Origin of the sequence: Microbulbifer flavimaris (assembly GCF_001641755.2) — a bacterium.
GTDB classification, from domain to species: Bacteria; Pseudomonadota; Gammaproteobacteria; order Pseudomonadales; family Cellvibrionaceae; genus Microbulbifer; species Microbulbifer flavimaris.
The window spans coordinates 306,816-322,050 of the sequence record NZ_LRFG02000001.1; the positions used below are offsets into that span (position 1 = coordinate 306,816).

15 protein-coding genes are annotated in these 15,235 nt (G+C 61.1%); 5 read left to right on the top strand and 10 right to left on the bottom strand.

Annotated elements, in window-relative coordinates:
• Positions 1–69 precede the first annotated feature (69 nt).
• Complete coding sequence (locus AWR36_RS01435) at positions 70–1,824, top strand: amidohydrolase (RefSeq protein ID WP_067079984.1); 1,755 nt, start codon at positions 70–72, stop codon at positions 1,822–1,824.
• Positions 1,825–1,854: 30 nt separating this feature from the next.
• Here the strand turns inward: AWR36_RS01435 and AWR36_RS01440 are convergent, their stop codons facing one another.
• Together AWR36_RS01440 and AWR36_RS01445 are read right to left on the bottom strand one after the other, a co-directional pair.
• Positions 1,855–2,352 carry a PH domain-containing protein gene (locus AWR36_RS01440; RefSeq protein ID WP_067104403.1) on the bottom strand — a complete coding sequence of 166 codons (498 nt, stop codon included), beginning with the start codon at positions 2,350–2,352 and terminating at the stop codon, positions 1,855–1,857.
• Complete coding sequence (locus AWR36_RS01445; protein ID WP_067079988.1) at positions 2,345–2,791, bottom strand: MAPEG family protein; 447 nt, start codon at positions 2,789–2,791, stop codon at positions 2,345–2,347. The genes AWR36_RS01440 and AWR36_RS01445 overlap by 8 nt, the downstream gene beginning before the upstream one ends.
• 244 nt (positions 2,792–3,035) lie before the next feature.
• Between AWR36_RS01445 and AWR36_RS01450 the strand changes: the two genes are divergently transcribed.
• Positions 3,036–3,932, top strand: coding sequence for a patatin-like phospholipase family protein (locus tag AWR36_RS01450; protein WP_067079991.1), 897 nt, complete (start codon positions 3,036–3,038; stop codon positions 3,930–3,932).
• A gap of 59 nt (positions 3,933–3,991) precedes the next feature.
• Here the strand turns inward: AWR36_RS01450 and AWR36_RS01455 are convergent, their stop codons facing one another.
• The 5 genes from AWR36_RS01455 to AWR36_RS01475 form a co-directional block, all read right to left on the bottom strand.
• The gene (locus tag AWR36_RS01455; RefSeq protein WP_067079993.1) at positions 3,992–4,558 is read right to left on the bottom strand and encodes a DUF1415 domain-containing protein; all 567 of its coding nucleotides are present in this window, start codon (positions 4,556–4,558) and stop codon (positions 3,992–3,994) included.
• 7 nt (positions 4,559–4,565) lie between these two features.
• Positions 4,566–5,102 (bottom strand): DUF2058 domain-containing protein, encoded by a 537-nt coding sequence (locus AWR36_RS01460; RefSeq protein ID WP_067079995.1) that lies wholly within the window; start codon positions 5,100–5,102, stop codon positions 4,566–4,568.
• Between the two features lie 75 nt (positions 5,103–5,177).
• Positions 5,178–6,776, bottom strand: a complete 1,599-nt coding sequence (locus AWR36_RS01465; RefSeq protein ID WP_067079997.1) for an AbgT family transporter — start codon at positions 6,774–6,776, stop codon at positions 5,178–5,180.
• Between the two features lie 176 nt (positions 6,777–6,952).
• Entirely contained in the window at positions 6,953–8,119 is a 1,167-nt protein-coding gene (locus AWR36_RS01470; protein ID WP_067079999.1) for an alpha/beta hydrolase, read from the bottom strand.
• A 27-nt stretch (positions 8,120–8,146) separates the two neighbouring features.
• Positions 8,147–8,470 carry a hypothetical protein gene (locus AWR36_RS01475; protein WP_067080001.1) on the bottom strand — a complete coding sequence of 108 codons (324 nt, stop codon included), beginning with the start codon at positions 8,468–8,470 and terminating at the stop codon, positions 8,147–8,149.
• A gap of 150 nt (positions 8,471–8,620) precedes the next feature.
• Between AWR36_RS01475 and AWR36_RS01480 the strand changes: the two genes are divergently transcribed.
• Positions 8,621–9,901 (top strand): Xaa-Pro dipeptidase, encoded by a 1,281-nt coding sequence (locus tag AWR36_RS01480; RefSeq protein ID WP_067080003.1) that lies wholly within the window; start codon positions 8,621–8,623, stop codon positions 9,899–9,901.
• 57 nt (positions 9,902–9,958) lie between these two features.
• On the opposite strand, the gene AWR36_RS01485 is transcribed toward AWR36_RS01480, so the two are convergent.
• A complete protein-coding gene (locus AWR36_RS01485; protein WP_067080005.1) occupies positions 9,959–11,290 on the bottom strand; it encodes an erythromycin esterase family protein in 1,332 nt (443 codons plus the stop codon).
• A 152-nt stretch (positions 11,291–11,442) separates the two neighbouring features.
• Here AWR36_RS01485 and AWR36_RS01490 point away from each other — a divergent pair, with 152 nt between their 5' ends.
• Positions 11,443–12,225 carry a crotonase/enoyl-CoA hydratase family protein gene (locus tag AWR36_RS01490; protein ID WP_067081755.1) on the top strand — a complete coding sequence of 261 codons (783 nt, stop codon included), beginning with the start codon at positions 11,443–11,445 and terminating at the stop codon, positions 12,223–12,225.
• A 197-nt stretch (positions 12,226–12,422) separates the two neighbouring features.
• On the top strand, positions 12,423–13,943 hold the full coding sequence (gene gndA, locus AWR36_RS01495) for an NADP-dependent phosphogluconate dehydrogenase (RefSeq protein WP_067080007.1): 1,521 nt from the start codon (positions 12,423–12,425) through the stop codon (positions 13,941–13,943).
• Between the two features lie 90 nt (positions 13,944–14,033).
• On the opposite strand, the gene AWR36_RS01500 is transcribed toward gndA, so the two are convergent.
• Complete coding sequence (locus AWR36_RS01500; RefSeq protein WP_082679329.1) at positions 14,034–14,603, bottom strand: DUF4136 domain-containing protein; 570 nt, start codon at positions 14,601–14,603, stop codon at positions 14,034–14,036.
• A 135-nt stretch (positions 14,604–14,738) separates the two neighbouring features.
• Positions 14,739–15,218: a GNAT family N-acetyltransferase gene (locus tag AWR36_RS01505; RefSeq protein WP_067080011.1), complete on the bottom strand. Its 480-nt coding sequence runs from the start codon at positions 15,216–15,218 to the stop codon at positions 14,739–14,741.
• Between the last annotated feature and the right edge of the window lie 17 nt (positions 15,219–15,235).

Below are 15,235 nucleotides of genomic sequence, written 5' to 3' on the forward strand. Positions count from 1 at the left end.
TTTTGCTGGTAATGACAGCGGTTTGTTATGGCATGTGTCGGCAGTTTTTTGTGGGAAAGGGAGGACGTCATGTTGGGATTTATTACGCGGGGCTGTAGCGCGCTGCTGGCTCTCTACAGTATTGCCCTGAGTTCGGCACCGGATCTGATCGTACACAATGCTGACGTAACCACACTCGATAACCGTAAGGTGACGGCGTTCTCAGTTTCTGATGGTAAATTTGAGCAGCTGGGTACTGATGCTGAGAAGCTGCTCGCCAGCAAGGGTGATGACACAGTGGTAATTGACGCCCAGGGCCGGCGGGTGATTCCCGGCATCAACGACTCCCACTTGCATGTGGTTCGGGGAGGGCGTTTTTATAATTTAGAGACCCGGTGGGAGGGCGTCTCCTCGCTCAAGGATGCGCTGGAATTGGTGCGTGCTCAGGCCGAGCGCACTCCCGAGGGCCAATGGGTGCGGGTCGTGGGGGGCTGGAGCCCCTACCAGTTTGAAGAAAAGCGGATGCCAACCCTGGAGGAATTGAATGCGGTGGCACCGGACACCCCGGCCTTCGTTCTGCACCTCTATTCGGGAGGGCTCTTGAACAAGGCCGGCATGAAAGCGCTGGGGATTGACAAGAATTCACAGGCACCCGCTGGCAGTCGTTATGAGCGCGACGCGGATGGCAATCCCACCGGGCGGTTAATTGCCGATCCTCACCCGATGATCCTGTACAAGACCATTGCCGCGCTGCCGCAAATGTCTGCAGAGGCGCAGCTGAATTCATCGCGACAGTTTTACCGCAAGCTCCTGAGTCTCGGCGTTACCAGTGCTGTGGATGCCGGCGGTGGTGGACACCAGTTCCCCGAGGACTATCAGGCCTCCACGACCCTGGCCGAAAAAGGTGAGTTGCCCATCCGGGTTTCGAATTACCTGTTTCCACAGAAGGCCGGCGAGGAACTGGACCAGTTCAAGCGCTGGATGAGCAATTACAGGCCCGGCCAGGACAAACATATTCACTTTGACGATGGATTCGTAGTGGAAGGCGGCGGCGAGTTGCTGGTCTGGTCTGCCTCAGACTACGAGAACTTCACCTCAGAAAGACCGGACTTGAAGCCGCAGGCTGAAGAGGAACTGGAGGCAGTCTTGCGCCTTCATCTGAAGAGGGGCTGGCCTTTCCGCATTCATGCCACCTATGACGAGTCCATCGGGCGTATGCTCGACGTGTTGGAAAAGGTGAACCAGACACAGCCTGTTGCCGGGGTGCGCTGGATCATCGATCACGCCGAGACGATCAGTGATGAGAACCTGCGGCGCATCAAGGCGCTCGGTGGCGGTATCGCGGTACAGGGCCGAATGGCATTTGCCGGCGAGCACTTTCTGGATCGCTACGGCAAGGAGCAAACACGCAGAAGCCCGCCCATCCGCAGGATGCTGGAACTCGGAATCCCTGTGGGTCTCGGCACCGATGGCACACGGGTAGCAAGCTTCAATCCATGGGTGACTTTTTACTGGGCGGTGACAGGAAAGACCGTGGGCGGCACGCAACTGTACGGGGAATACAACACACTGGATCGTGAGACGGCGCTCAGACTATTCACCAAGGGGGCGGCCTGGTTCTCCGGTGAGGAAAAAGTCAAAGGTGCGATCGCCCCGGGTGAACTGGCGGACTTCGTCATACTTAATCAGGATATCTTCGAGGTGCCCGCTGAGAAGCTGCCAGAGACATCGGCAGAGATGACCGTTGTGAACGGCGAAGTTCAGTATGCCAGCGACCGCTATCCAGAATTTGCGACCCCCAAAATAAAGGCGATACCGGACTGGTCGCCTGTCAATTTTGATTGAGTGAACTGGAGCGTCTGGGCTGACCGGGAGTCAGCCCTCGCGGTTGAGTAGCGTCACGGCTCGTTGGGGCCGGTCCGGGGTAATCACCAGTGTATGTGTTGCAAAGCGCAATACGACTGCGTTTTTCTCGTCGGTGGCAAAGGCCCGATAGCGACCCAGCTTCTTGTTGCGAAACAGGCCGATAAATCCGAACAGGCCTCCATTGCCGAAGGTGCGGATAGAGCCCTGCATGGCCTCCGGATCGGCCTCTGCCTGTTGCAGTCCCTGGAGTGACAGGCGGGTTTTCCACAGTGGGCGCAGTACCAGCAGCCGGTCCCCCTCAATCACAAAGCCGCGGATGGCAAACAAAGCGCTCAAAACCAGAATCGCCACCGGCAGCCAGATGCCGATCAGGTAGATGGTTGGTGGATCTTCCGGGGCACGGTCCAGCAGGATCAATGGTAGCCCCAGCAGGAAGAGGGTAAACACAGAAGTCAGCACTTTCAGTTGGCGGCTCCACGGCGCGCTGAATTTCATTTGATTAGGCATGGGTGGGGTCCGGGTATAACAGGGCCATGGCGACACGGGCCGTGAGGCCAAACAGCGCCAGGGAGGTGAATACAAAAATCACGAAGCGTACTTCGATTTTGTTGAGCAGGGCCTGCAGCAGGCTGTGGACAACCCGGCCCCCCACGTAAATCCAGGCCAGTGCGAGGTTGAGTCCATCGCTTTCGCCCACCATTGCCAGCACCAGGCAAATGGCATAGAAGAGCGTGGGCTGCTCCATCAGGTGATTGTAGTTGTCGGCCTTCCAGCGCACGTTTGCCGGCAACTGTTGCATCAGCTGGCCCTGGGGGGCAGTGGGGTCCAGCTCAATTTGAGCTGCTCGGATCGCTGGCAGCCGGGTGGCATACATCCAGATCCACATGACCAGGGACCAGGCGACCAGTGCGACAACCGGCAACAGTATCGGGGGATAAGTTGGCATACGGATTCTGTGCTGAAAAGTGGGTTATGTGTGGGTCCGGGACCGGGAAGTCTACGACGGCGATACTCTAACTGGCGGAAACGGTTCTGTCAGCCAGCACTGGCTGTCGCAAAGCCCTGAAGATGCTCCCGTGGCGCTCTGGTCACTGGATTTGGTCGGGAAGGCGAATGTGTATGTCGGCCACCAATTATACAATTTCACACAGGATCAAACGTTCAACTGCCGTTGCAGCTTCGGAGAGTCAATGAGTCAAGACAGTGCAACCGTGCCATCGGCGCTCGTGGTCGAGGGCGGGGCGATGCGCGGTATCTTTGCCGCTGGGGTTCTCGATGCTTTTATCGAGTCCGACTTTTTGCCCTACGACTTTGCCATTGGCGTATCCGCAGGATCCTCCAACCTGATCGGGTACCTGTCGGGGGATCACGGTCGCAGTCGCTGGATCCTGCTGGACCACGCCCGCCGTGAGGACTTCATCAACTGGCGGCGCTTCCTCAAGGGCGGCCACTTTTGCGATGTTGCCTGGCTCTGGCATGCGTCTTTCGACGAAATACCACTGAATGTTCAGCGCTACTACGACAACGGTGTGCCTCTCTTTGCCGTGACCACCAGCATCGAGACCGGGCAGGCGCATTACCTGGAAGTGACTGCGGAGAATATGCACGAGGTGTTTCCCGCATCCTGCGCCATCCCCTTTGCTTACCGTGGCTTCCCCAGGGTCAACGATGAGCCGATGACCGACGGTGGCCTTGCGGATTCCATTCCGGTGATCCGGGCCTACGAGCAGGGGGCCAGGGATATCACTGTGGTTCTGTCCCGGCCACTGGGCTACCGCAAGCGGGAGACCCCTGCGCCGCACTTTATGAAGCAGCTGTTTCAGGATCACGCCAGCCTGTTCGAGTCTGTGCTGGGCAGGGCTGAGCGGTACAATCGCGCGCTGCAGTTTATCCAGTCGCCGCCAGAGGGATGCCGGGTGCGAGTGATCTCCCCACCCGCCGACTTCCCCGTTGCCCGATTTACGCTGGAGCCGGAACTGCTCGAACGCGGGTATGAGATTGGACGCGGAGCCGGCTTCGACCACCTGTCACAGCAGGCAGTGGTCGATAGCAGTGACACCTCTGGCAAGCGTCACGAAAGCGCTTGAGCTGCCGCTGTGCCGGTGGGTTCATCCGGTGCGGCTTTCCACCAGGCGCCAACCTTTCTTTAACCTTTCTTTGCGCCGCTGAAAAGATACGGGAACAGTGCACGACGCTGGTCCTGCGTCAGGTCGGTGACCCGTCGTATATTATTTTCAGGGATGGAATCCGGGTCCGGGTATTTTTGCAGAACCTCTTCGATACTGGCCTCCCGGATCAGGTGGAGAATCGGGTAGGGAGCCCGGTTGGTGAGGTTTTCTGCATCCTCCGGGGCGGTGTCCGCAAACTGGTAGTGGGGATGGAAGGTGGCGAGCTGGTAGATGCCGGTGTAGCCCTGCCGCTCGATTAGCCATTCCGCCAGATCGAGAAACTGATTGAAGTCCTCAAATCGCTGTAGGTGCGACGGCACAATCACCAGGGTGGTTTCCAGCTCCGCGGCAGAATGTTCATCCAGCCGCACCATTTCTGCGAGCAGATCGTCCATCAGCGCTTGGTCTGAGCGCGCCTCACTGATGGCGAAGCGAACCTGCCCTGCCCGCATGGGTTTACGGGCGAAGGGGCACAGATTCAGGCCCACCACTACATCGGAGAGCCACTGCTCGACCGCGCGGAGAATTCCCTCATTCTGGTTCAAAGAGGGGTTACCACATCAGGTCGTCGGGAATCTGGAATTCCGCGTAGGGATCGTCCTCGTCCGGCTGCGCGCTGTCGGCGGGGGGCTGAATCACGGCGTCGGGCTTGCGCTCACTGATCTTCTCGGCGATCACGCGGGGCACCAGCTCGAAGCTTTCGTCCAGGCCGACGATCATCAGTCGGCCCGCGGCCAGGTGATTGCGCACCGCCTCGGAAACATGGATTTTCTTGATCTTGCGCTCGAAGGTGAAGTTGTAGGCGATATCGCCACCGCCCTTGGATTGCTTGTTGCTTTCCACTAGCTGCTTGATTTGGGCTGCAATGGCCTTCTCCCGTGCGGCTGCATCCCGCTCTGCGTTCAGAGCGCGGTCACGGGCGGCCTTCTCGGCGCGGGCGCGCTCCACCGCCTCTCGGGTCTCATCGACCTGCGGTTGACCGGTCTTCTTGGCCACCTTGGTCTGCTTGCGCTTGTCCTTGTTGACCTGCTTGGCCTTCTTGGCATCGACCAGGCCGGCCTTGAGCAGTTGATCCTGAAGTGAACTCATGGATAGGGGCTCTCACGTTTACACGTAGTCGTTAAAGAGGCCGCACGCAAAGTGCGGCCTCGCAGTTTAGCCGGTTCAGTTGCCGAAGTAAGTGGCTGCGCCCGGTCCGACCGGCAAGCCGAGGGCAAATACCCAGATGAAGAACAGGGCGGTCCAGCCGACAAAGAAGAAAATGGAGTAGGGGATCATCGTGGAGATCAGCGTGCCAATGCCAAGGTCTTTCTTGTAGCGGGTGGCGAAGGATACGATCAGCCCGAAGTAACTCATCATGGGGGTAATGATGTTGGTCACCGAATCCCCGATGCGGTAGGCGGCCTGGATGACCTCCGGCGCGTAGCCGAGCAACATCAGCATCGGCACAAAGATGGGGGCGGTGACGGCCCACTGCGCCGAGGCACTGCCCAGCATCAGGTTCACGAATCCGCACATCATGATAAAGAACAGGAACAGCACCGGCCCGGTCAGGCCGATACTTTGCAGGGTGTCCGCCCCCACCACGGCGAAGATAGTGCCCAGGTTGGTGACCTTGAAGAAGGCGACGAACTGCGCCGCGAAGAACACCAGCACGATATACATACCCATGCTGCCCATGCTCTTGGACATGGCATTGATGACATCGCGGTCGTTTCTCATGGAGCCGGTCACACGGCCAAAGACAAAGCCGGGCACGGCGAAGAACACCACGATCAGCGCCACGATGCCCTTCAGGAACGGTGAACCGGCCACGGCCCCGGTTTCCGGGTGACGCAGCACGCCCCATTCGGGAACGATGGAAAGGGCCAGCACGGCGGAGACCGCCAGCACCGCGAGACCGGCAAACTTGAGGCCGCGCTTCTCGGCGTCGGTCAGGGCACCCATCTTGTCCTGTGACAGGTCCACCGATGCCTCGCTCGGGTCGTATTTGCCCAGCTTGGGCTCGACAATCGCCAGGGTGACCCAGCTACCTACCGTGGTAATGAGGAAGGTACTGACGATCATGAAGAACCAGTTTACTTCCGGCCCAACGGTATAAGTGGGGTCGATCATATGGGCGGCGGACTCGGTAATACCGGACAGCAGCGGGTCCACGGTGCCAATCAGCAGGTTGGCGCTGTAGCCGCCGGAAACCCCCGCGAAGGCCGCGGCCAGACCCGCCAGCGGATGGCGCCCGAGGGAATGGAAAATCATCGCCGCGAGCGGAATCAGGACCACGTAGCCCAGCTCCGAAGCTGTATTGGAGAGAATGCCCGCGAAGACCACGATCACGGTCACAGTGCGCTGTGACGCCTGCAACACCAGTCCCCGCACCGCGGCACTCAGTAATCCCGAGTGCTCGGCAATGCCCACGCCCAGCAGGGCTACCAGCACGGTGCCCAGGGGAGCAAAGCCGGTGAAGTTGGTGACCAGGCTGGTGACGATGTACCTGAGCCCCTCCCCGGAGAAGAGATTGAACACCTCGATGATGCCGTCCGGATCTCGCCCGGCTGCGCCCACCGGGCGCGGGTCTGCCACTGACAGGCCAAAGTAGGAGGCGATACCGCTGATGACGATGACGCCCACGGCGAACATGGCAAACAAGGTGATCGGGTGGGGCAGCAGGTTGCCCAGCCACTCCACCGTATCCAGGAAGCGGGTAAAGGCCTTCTTCTGTGTGGGCTGGCTTTGCTGTTCGCTGGAGGAGGTCGTCGTGCTCATTATCGGTACTCGATGTTTGTAGCCCTTGGCGTCTTTCGGGGCCCGCTGCAGGAAACCGCCCAGTCAGGGAATGTGGCGATATCGGGCTGGCTAAAAAATGCGCTAAAAGCCGCAAATGATACACAAAAGCGCTGTTGGGCTAAACGCCACGGAAGCGACTGCGGGGTTCCGGCCAGTCAGTCCAGCGCTGCCTTGTTCTCAGCGAGGGCTGAGCCAGCCGGTGCGGTGGAGTTGATTGAGCGGCCAGCCAGAGGAAGGCGTGGCCCGGGTGTGTCCGGCGCTGCCCAGGTCGCGTTGACCTGCCGCGATAGAAAGCGCAGCGATTGCTGCAGGGCAAGCCGACCGGCGGCAACGGTCAGGTTGAACTGGTATTCATGGGGCAGCGCGGGTGAATAGTCGTCTGGGAAAAAGAGCGTGGTGACCGGCACCCCGAGCTCGTCCAGCCTCGCCGCCATGGCCCGGGACTGTGCGAGCAGCGGGTCACCGTTGCCGCTGGAGATAAAGGTCGGCGGAAAGTCCGCGGTCAGGTACTGCCGCACGGAGAGGGTGGCGAAATCCGCGTTATCACGGAAGTTGCGGTCGCCGCTGTAGGCCCAGAGAACGCTGTGCAGGAAGTCGCCGTGGGGGCCTTCAAAGTTCAGGATCTCCAGATCATAGGCACCGCAATACAGCAGTAAACCCGACAGCTGGCGTCGTTGCAGGGGTGGCTCGATCTGCAGTGCGGCGGCGTAGGCCGGGGAGGTGATGACATTGGCCACCTGGGCGGCAATCTGCGCACCGGCGGAATCTCCAGCGAGAAATATGTGCGCGGTATCCAGTTGGAAGCGCTCCGCGTTGCGTTCGAGAAAGGCCAGCGCCTGGCTGACTTGCTGTACCGGTTTGGGATAGTGCGCGCCAGGGGCGAGCGAGTAATCCAGCGCGGCCACTGCATAGCCGTGCCCGGAGAGCAGGGCGCTGTAGTTGGCAATCGCTTCCTTGCCGCCGGCAACCCAGGCGCCACCCGGAACCCAGACCACCAGGGGCCGGCGACCACCACCGAGGTCGGGAGTGTAAAGGTCAAGCAGCGCATCGGGATCATCCCTGTCGTAGGGAATATTTTCCTGCGCCCGCACGTAGGCGGGTCGCAGCGGTGCCAGCGCCGCGTTGAGTTGAGTGGACTGCTCGTCAAAAGCCATGCGGATGATGGTGGCGGACGGGCGCGGGGAGAGTTCAAAAGCGGCAAAAACCAGGCCCACAACGGTCAGCAGCGCCAGCGTGATGATAACAATGAGCCGCGGCCCACGGGTGCGCTTGCGGCCTTCGTGCGGTTTCTCGGGATGCTGATCCCGCTCGTCTCCCGTCATGGCCTCCTGCCTCGACTGCGCGAATCGTTACTCAGTGGGCCCCGCGCCATTGATGAAAAACCAGGCCAGTAGCAGGAGCAGCAGGGCGGCCAGGATCATGGCCAGGCCACGCAGCATTAACGTCTTGGCGTACTCCGCCTCGCCGTGCAGCAGTGCGTAGGGCAGCCCGGTGAGGGGACCGAGGAAAATCGAGGGGATGCCCCACAGCCACTGCTTGTTACCCAGTGCCACGAGTGCAGCCACCAGTCCGCCAAACCAGAAAATGGCCAGCCCCACCACGAATATCAGAAATAGCGGCAGCACCAGCCATTGATTGTTGAGGTAAAACTGAATCAGGGCCTCTTCTGTCATCGATCGATATTCCTGGTAAATCTGGCTGTTTATCTTTGTGCCGGGGCCGGCTTGCTACGGCATCCAATCCCCGCAACGCTGTCACTGGCAGCGTAAATACGGTAAAACCGTGCGCTTGAGCGCAAAATTTTTTCGACGCGGGAATCAAGAATGTACAAGAAAAACGCCCTCTTTGCCCTGCTGCTGGCCACAACCGGGCTACTGGCCCAGGCAGCAGCAGCCGTCACGCACGTGAGTGCGGACCGTTTGATTGATGTGGAAACCGGTGAGGTGATCGAGTCGCCACTGGTGACCATTGATGGCAACCGCATCGTTTCGGTTGTCGCCGATGCGGCGCCCCCCGAGGGCGCCATCCGCCTGGCCGGCGCTACACTTCTGCCGGGGCTGATGGATATGCACGTGCACCTGACCGGCTCAGCAGATCAGCACGGTTACCGCCGACTGGCGCGCACCGCGGTGCGCTCTGCGATCACCGGGGTGAAGAATGCGCAGACTTCGCTGCAGGCGGGATTCACCACCATGCGCAACCTGGGCGCACACGGCTATGCGGATGTGGCCCTGCGTGACGCCATTAACGATGGGGATGTGCCCGGTCCGCGCCTGTTTGTATCCGGCCCGGCCATCGGCATCACCGGCGGTCATTGCGATAACAACCTGCTGACCCACGAATTTGCAGCCAAGGGTGGCGGTGTGGCGGATGGCCCCTGGGGCGTGCGGGCCAAGGTGCGGGAAAACCTGAAATATGGCGCCGACCTGATCAAGCTTTGCGCCACCGGCGGCGTCATGTCCAAGGGCACCGAGCCCGGGGCACAGCAGTTGGCACTGGAGGAGATGCAGGCGGCAGTGGCCGAAGCCCGTAACCGGGGTGTGATCGTTGCGGCCCATGCGCACGGCACCGAGGGCATCAAGGCGGCGATCCGCGCCGGCGTCGACTCCGTTGAGCACGCCAGTTTCCTCGATCGCGAGACGATTCGCCTGGCGAAGAAACATGGCACGGTGCTGTCCATGGATATCTATGTCACGGAGTACATCCTCTCCGAGGGCGAGAAGGCCGGTATCCTGCCGGAGAGTCTGGACAAGGAACGCCGCGTCGGCAGCCGCCAGCGGCAGAGTTTCCGCGACGCTGTCGATGCGGGGGTGAAAATGGTGTTCGGATCAGATGCTGCGGTTTATCCCCATGGCCAGAACCCGCGTCAGTTCGCGCGCATGGTGGAATTCGGCATGACGCCGCTGCAGGCATTGCAGGCTGCCACCATCAACTCTGCAGAGCTGCTGGGCCAGCAGGAGAACCTGGGCAGTATTCGCGCGGGCAAGCTGGCGGAAATGGTTGCCGTGCCGGGTAATCCGCTGGAGGACATCAGCGTGATGGAAAAAGTACAGTTTGTGATGAAAGACGGCACCATCTACAAAAACTCCGCCGTGACTTTCTGAGCGTCGCCCCCCCCTGACTGAGTGTCTGACCGTCCTGAACAGGGCGCGGGTCGCCGGTCAGGTCCCGTAGGGCCAGGTTTCCGGGGGCTCGCGCGCTTCCCAGTGTTCGGTAATATCCAGTGGTTGCAGCGCCCGGGTTTCCTCCAGGTGGAACAGGGCGTCGAACTGCTCTGCCACCGTCGCCCGGAAATAGTGGCTCTGCCCCTCGGTCTCCGGGCGGTAGATGACGCCGATGGCCCGCTCCAGCAGTGGCCGGTGCAGGGCGCAGTCTGCCACGCGGTGCAAGTCCAGGTAGAAGTCCCCCAGGCCGGTTTCGTGGAAGAGGGTCTCGACGCTGCCCTCGAGAGCCGGTCTCACCCAGCGGTGTTCGGCGGGCTCATCCCACTCCCTGGCAGCGGTGACGTGGCCGGTATAGGTGGTGAAGCCAATCAATAGCGCCTGTTCACCGAGCTTTTCCCGCACCAGCTGGCCCACGTTCACCTCATCCTGCCGGGCGGCATCGGTGGCGCGGGCGTCCCCTAAATGGGAATTGTGCGCCCAGAGGGCGATCCTCGCCGGTCGATCGCGCTGCCTGGACAGGTGCTGGCGCAGGTCCATCACCGTGTTCACCATGTGCCGGTCGCGCAGGTTCCAGGTATTTACATCGGAAAAAAACATGCCGCGGTAATAGGCCTCGGCGTGATGCACGACGCGGGCGTTGCGCTCGGCGTAAAACTCCTCGTCCTCCGCCAGCGGGCCGTCGCGCAGTAACCACTGGTTGCGACGCTCCATCATTTCCAGCAACTGCTCGACAGCCGCCTGCTGGCAGGATTCGCTGATGCCCATGGCCGCACGGTAACCATAGCGCTGGGGATCCCGGTGGTGATTCATGCAGGCGTAGCGCTCCCGCGCCCGGCCTGCGGCTTCCGGGTCGACCGTTTCCAGATACTGAACCACTGCTTCGGCAGAGCGATACATGCTGTACAGGTCCATGCCATAGATGCCGGTCTGGCGGTCGCGCTCCTGCCGGCTGTTCCATTCCCGCAGCCACTGCACAAAGGCTGCCATTTCCGTGTTGCGCCACATCCACAGGGGAAAGCGTTCGAAGTCAGCGAGGGCCTCCCGGGCGGAAGAGTCGCGATCGTGCCCGCGCACGTAGTGGTTGATGCGGGCCACGTCGGGCCAGTCGCCCTCGATAATCACGGCGTCCAGGCCCTGGTCTTCGATCAGTGCCTGCGTGATGTCGGCGCGCCGCTGGTAGAACTCGTGCGTACCGTGGCTGGCTTCGCCCAGCAATATCATTTCCCGCCCGCTGGCGAGGCGAAGCAATGGGCGGTAATCGGTCGCACTGCCGGTGAGCCGCTGTGCAGTGTCGCAAATGACATTGATGGAGGGAGAGGAGTCGCTCATGGCAGGCCCGGTGATTTTTCGTGGCTGGTAGCGGTGTAACTGGCCGCAGCACAGGGATTGTAGAGTGCGCCCGTGCGCTTCGGGGCCCGCGCTTTTTTTGCCTGACTGGCCGGTTTAGCATGGGTCTACCGGCTTCCAAGAGCGATTTCACCGTGACTGAATATCCTGTAACGACCGAGACAGATGGCGCTGTCATTACCATTCGGCTGTGCCGCCCGCAGGTTCGCAATGCGGTGGATGGCCCCACGGCCCTTTTACTGCAAGAGGCCTTTGAAGAGTTCGAGCGGCGGGATGATCTGTCGGTCGCTGTCCTCACCGGTAGTGACGGCCACTTCTGTGCCGGTGCGGACCTGGCCGCGCTGGGCGACACGGCGCGGCGCAATGCTGTAGAGCCCACCGGCAAGGGTCCGGGACCCATGGGGCCGACGCGGATGGAATTGCACAAACCGGTGATTGCCGCTGTTTCCGGTTATGCGGTGGCGGGCGGCCTGGAGCTGGCGCTGATGTGCGACCTGCGGGTGGCCGATACAACAGCGGTATTCGGTGTTTTCTGCCGGCGCTGGGGGGTGCCGCTGATCGATGGTGGCACCGTGCGCCTGCCGCGCATTGTCGGCCACGGCCGCGCCATGGACATGATTCTTACCGGTCGTCCGGTGGCGGCGGAAGAAGCGTTGCAGATGGGGCTGGTCAACCGACTGGTTGATGAGGGCAAAGTGCTTGCGGTCGCCCGGGAGCTGGCGGCACAGATTGCCCGCTTTCCCCAGCAATGCCTGCGCGCCGATCGCGCCTCTGCACTGGGTCAATGGGATCTCGATTTCAAGTCAGCGCTCGAGGCCGAGGGGCGGGGAGGCTACCCGGTGGTGTTTGAGGAAGCGATCGCCGGAGCAGCAAAGTTCACTCGAGGCGCCGGGCGCCACGGTGAATTCGAGCCCTGAGAAGGTCGGCATGCGGCATACCGCACAATATGACGCCCCAATACAGATTTCCGGTCTTTTGTTCTAAAGTTTGGGCGAGAGCCCATCGCAAGCCGGTCTGGCGCGGCATTTGACGATATTTTAGCCTCCCTAGAGGGACTTCCTGTTGCTATACTCCGCGCCCCTGACAGCAGCACCACAGTTTTCCGGAGAGATCCATGTCTGATTCATTGTGTGATATCGGCTTTATTGGCGCGGGGGTGATGGGTAAGAACCTGATCCTGAACCTGGCCGACAACGGCTACCGTGTCTGTGCCTTCGATCTGGATCACCACAAACTGGACGCCCTGCTGGAGCAGGATGCCCGCGAGCGCGGCGACCAGCCGGCCCGCATCGAAACCTGTAATTCCTATACCGAGCTGCTGTCCCGGGTGAAAGCCCCGCACCTGGTGATTCTCTCCGTACCCGCTGGCGCCCCGGTGGACGATGTCTGTAACAAGCTGCTGGATGCCGGCCTCAAGGCAGACGATATCGTGGTCGATACCGGCAACAGCCTGTGGACCGATTCCGTGGAGCGCTGCAAGCGTTACGAGGGCAAGCTGATCTTCTTTACCACCGCCGTATCCGGTGGCGAAGTGGGCGCCCGTTTTGGTGCCTCCCTGATGCCCAGCGGCGACCCCTATGCCTGGGCGCGCATCGAGCCCATCTGGCACGCCATTGCCGCCAAGGTGGACCCGAAGAGCGGCCAGCCGCTGGAGCGCTTCGAGCCCGGCAACCCGGTCACAGAAGGCGAACCCTGTGCCGCCTATATCGGCCCCATCGGCTCCGGCCATTTTGTGAAGATGGTGCACAACGGCATCGAGTACGCCGATATGCAGATGATCTGCGAGGCCTACGACGTGATGCGCAGCGCGCTGGAAATGACGCCGGCGGAAATCGCCGAGGTTTTCCGCAAATGGAACGAGGGCAAGCTGAACAGCTACCTGATCGATATCAGCGCCGAGGTGCTCGCCACGGTCGACGCCGAAACCCAGCAGCCGCTGGTGGATATTATTCTCGACCGGGCCGGGCAGAAGGGCACCGGCCTGTGGACCGCGGTGAGCAGCCTGGAAGTGGGCTGCCCGGCGCCGAGTATCGCCGAGGCGGTCTTTGCCCGCTCCCTGTCCACCCGCAAGGTGCTGCGCGGTCGCGCCGCCAAGAAACTGCATGGCCCGGATATCGGATCGGTGCCGGAAGCCGAGCGCGCAGAAGCGATCCAGCAACTGCACGACGCGCTCTACTGCGCGAAGATCTGCGTCTACGCCCAGGGTTTCGACCTGATGAAACTCGCCGCACGGGAGCAGGGCTGGAAGCTGAACTTTGCCGAGATCGCGCGTATCTGGCGCGCCGGCTGCATCATCCGCGCTGTGTTCCTGCAGTCCATCAGCGACGCCTACGAGCGCGATATCAAACTCTCCAACCTGCTGCTGGATGATTTCTTTATCGAGCAGATTGCTTCCAACCAGGGCAACTGGCGCCGGGCGGTAGCGGATGCCAGCCTGCGTGGTATTCCGGTGCCGGCCCTGTCTTCCGCGCTCAGCTACTACGATGCCTTCCGCCGTGAATCCCTGCCGGCCAACCTGCTGCAGGCTCAGCGGGACTTCTTTGGTGCGCACACTTTCTCACGGGTCGATCGCCCCGAGAACGAGAAATATCATGTGCAGTGGAGTGAGAAGGGCCGACCGATGGTGAAGGTCTGAGGCGATTTCACCAAAAGCCCCGGTTTACCGGGGCTTTTTTTGTTTCAGACTCCAAACCAAAAGTTGGTGTTTGTAAGCCTGTGCTGGAGATCAGTTCGTTTTGGGAAAGCGCCGGAATATATCGTTCACAGCCCCCGACAGGGCGGGCTGTGGATTCGTCATCATCTGTGGTGTTACCCGGCGCTCTGCCCGGCCACGCCAAACCAATTGCCGCTGTTGTACGTCCAGTACATCGATGGTGAGGCGGCCTTCGGTTACACGGTTCAGGTCCGTGGCGTGGCCGGGTGGCAACTGCCGGTAATATTCCTCGAGGAAGGGGTATCTTGCAGCGGCGGCGCCGGTGCTGCGGGTGCGCGGCGCCTGCACACGCTCCTCTGTACTCACGGCGAAGTGCACCAGCAGGTCCGGATTGCTGGATTGGGTCAGACCGCGGGCGTTCATTTGCCTCGCCACTTCAGAGCGCAGGATAGAAGCCACCTGGCTGGAGCGAACAGAGTCGCGGCCGGGTACAAAGCCAAAGGTGCGGTATTGGCCCCAGCGGCCCTCGGCGGCAGCTCCCGATGAAGTGGGCGAGCCGGCACAGGCGGCAAGAAACAAAGACATGGCCAGAGCGGCAGCGGCGGTAAAGATCCCTCTTGAACCAGCCTGAAGTCCCATCATCCCTTCTCCTACACGAATCTTGAGTGGCAGCAAATGCGACGCGGGCGTCTGTCACGCGCTTTGAGAATGCACGACACAGCTTAGTCTATCGGCCTGAAGCTCAGCGGCAGTGCATCCTCGAAGAGGGAAATGGGACTAAAGGCGAGTTAGCCGCGCTTTCATAATGGTTACGACCTCACCATGGTAGTGCTCTGTGCACAGAGGCTGCCAGCCCAGAGAGGCGTAAAGGTGTTGCTGGTCTGGAGTAAACAGATAGAGATCATCGAGCTCAAGGGTGCGACACTGATCCATCACCCGTTGGATCAAACGACTGCCCAGCCCCTGGCCGCGATACTGCGGGTGCACGTAGACATTGGCGAGCCACGGGCCCAGATCGCGGTTGGTGTCCATGTCCTGTTCCACCACTGAGGTGGAGCCCCAGACTCCCGCGTTGATACCCTCTCCATTTACCAGCACCCAGGTAGCGGGTACCGCATCCTGCCCCAGACAGCGGCGCAGGTCTTCAGCAAAGTCCTCACGGCACTGATCCGGGTAGAGGTGCTGCCACTCATCGAAATGCCAGTCAGCGAGGCGCTCGATGGCTGAGGGGTGCTGGCGCAGATCTTCTATCCGCATGGTGAGCTCTGTGGGGG

Bases quoted from the DNA above. Each gene is read 5' to 3' on its own strand.
- AWR36_RS01435 (WP_067079984.1), top strand. From the start codon at position 70: ATGTTGGGATTTATTACGCGGGGCTGTAGCGCGCTGCTGGCTCTCTAC.
- AWR36_RS01440 (WP_067104403.1), bottom strand. From the start codon at position 2,352: ATGCCTAATCAAATGAAATTCAGCGCGCCGTGGAGCCGCCAACTGAAA.
- AWR36_RS01445 (WP_067079988.1), bottom strand. From the start codon at position 2,791: ATGCCAACTTATCCCCCGATACTGTTGCCGGTTGTCGCACTGGTCGCC.
- AWR36_RS01450 (WP_067079991.1), top strand. From the start codon at position 3,036: ATGAGTCAAGACAGTGCAACCGTGCCATCGGCGCTCGTGGTCGAGGGC.
- AWR36_RS01460 (WP_067079995.1), bottom strand. From the start codon at position 5,102: ATGAGTTCACTTCAGGATCAACTGCTCAAGGCCGGCCTGGTCGATGCC.
- AWR36_RS01465 (WP_067079997.1), bottom strand. From the start codon at position 6,776: ATGAGCACGACGACCTCCTCCAGCGAACAGCAAAGCCAGCCCACACAG.
- AWR36_RS01470 (WP_067079999.1), bottom strand. From the start codon at position 8,119: ATGACGGGAGACGAGCGGGATCAGCATCCCGAGAAACCGCACGAAGGC.
- AWR36_RS01475 (WP_067080001.1), bottom strand. From the start codon at position 8,470: ATGACAGAAGAGGCCCTGATTCAGTTTTACCTCAACAATCAATGGCTG.
- AWR36_RS01480 (WP_067080003.1), top strand. From the start codon at position 8,621: ATGTACAAGAAAAACGCCCTCTTTGCCCTGCTGCTGGCCACAACCGGG.
- AWR36_RS01485 (WP_067080005.1), bottom strand. From the start codon at position 11,290: ATGAGCGACTCCTCTCCCTCCATCAATGTCATTTGCGACACTGCACAG.
- gndA (WP_067080007.1), top strand. From the start codon at position 12,423: ATGTCTGATTCATTGTGTGATATCGGCTTTATTGGCGCGGGGGTGATG.
- AWR36_RS01500 (WP_082679329.1), bottom strand. From the start codon at position 14,603: ATGATGGGACTTCAGGCTGGTTCAAGAGGGATCTTTACCGCCGCTGCC.
- AWR36_RS01505 (WP_067080011.1), bottom strand. From the start codon at position 15,218: ATGCGGATAGAAGATCTGCGCCAGCACCCCTCAGCCATCGAGCGCCTC.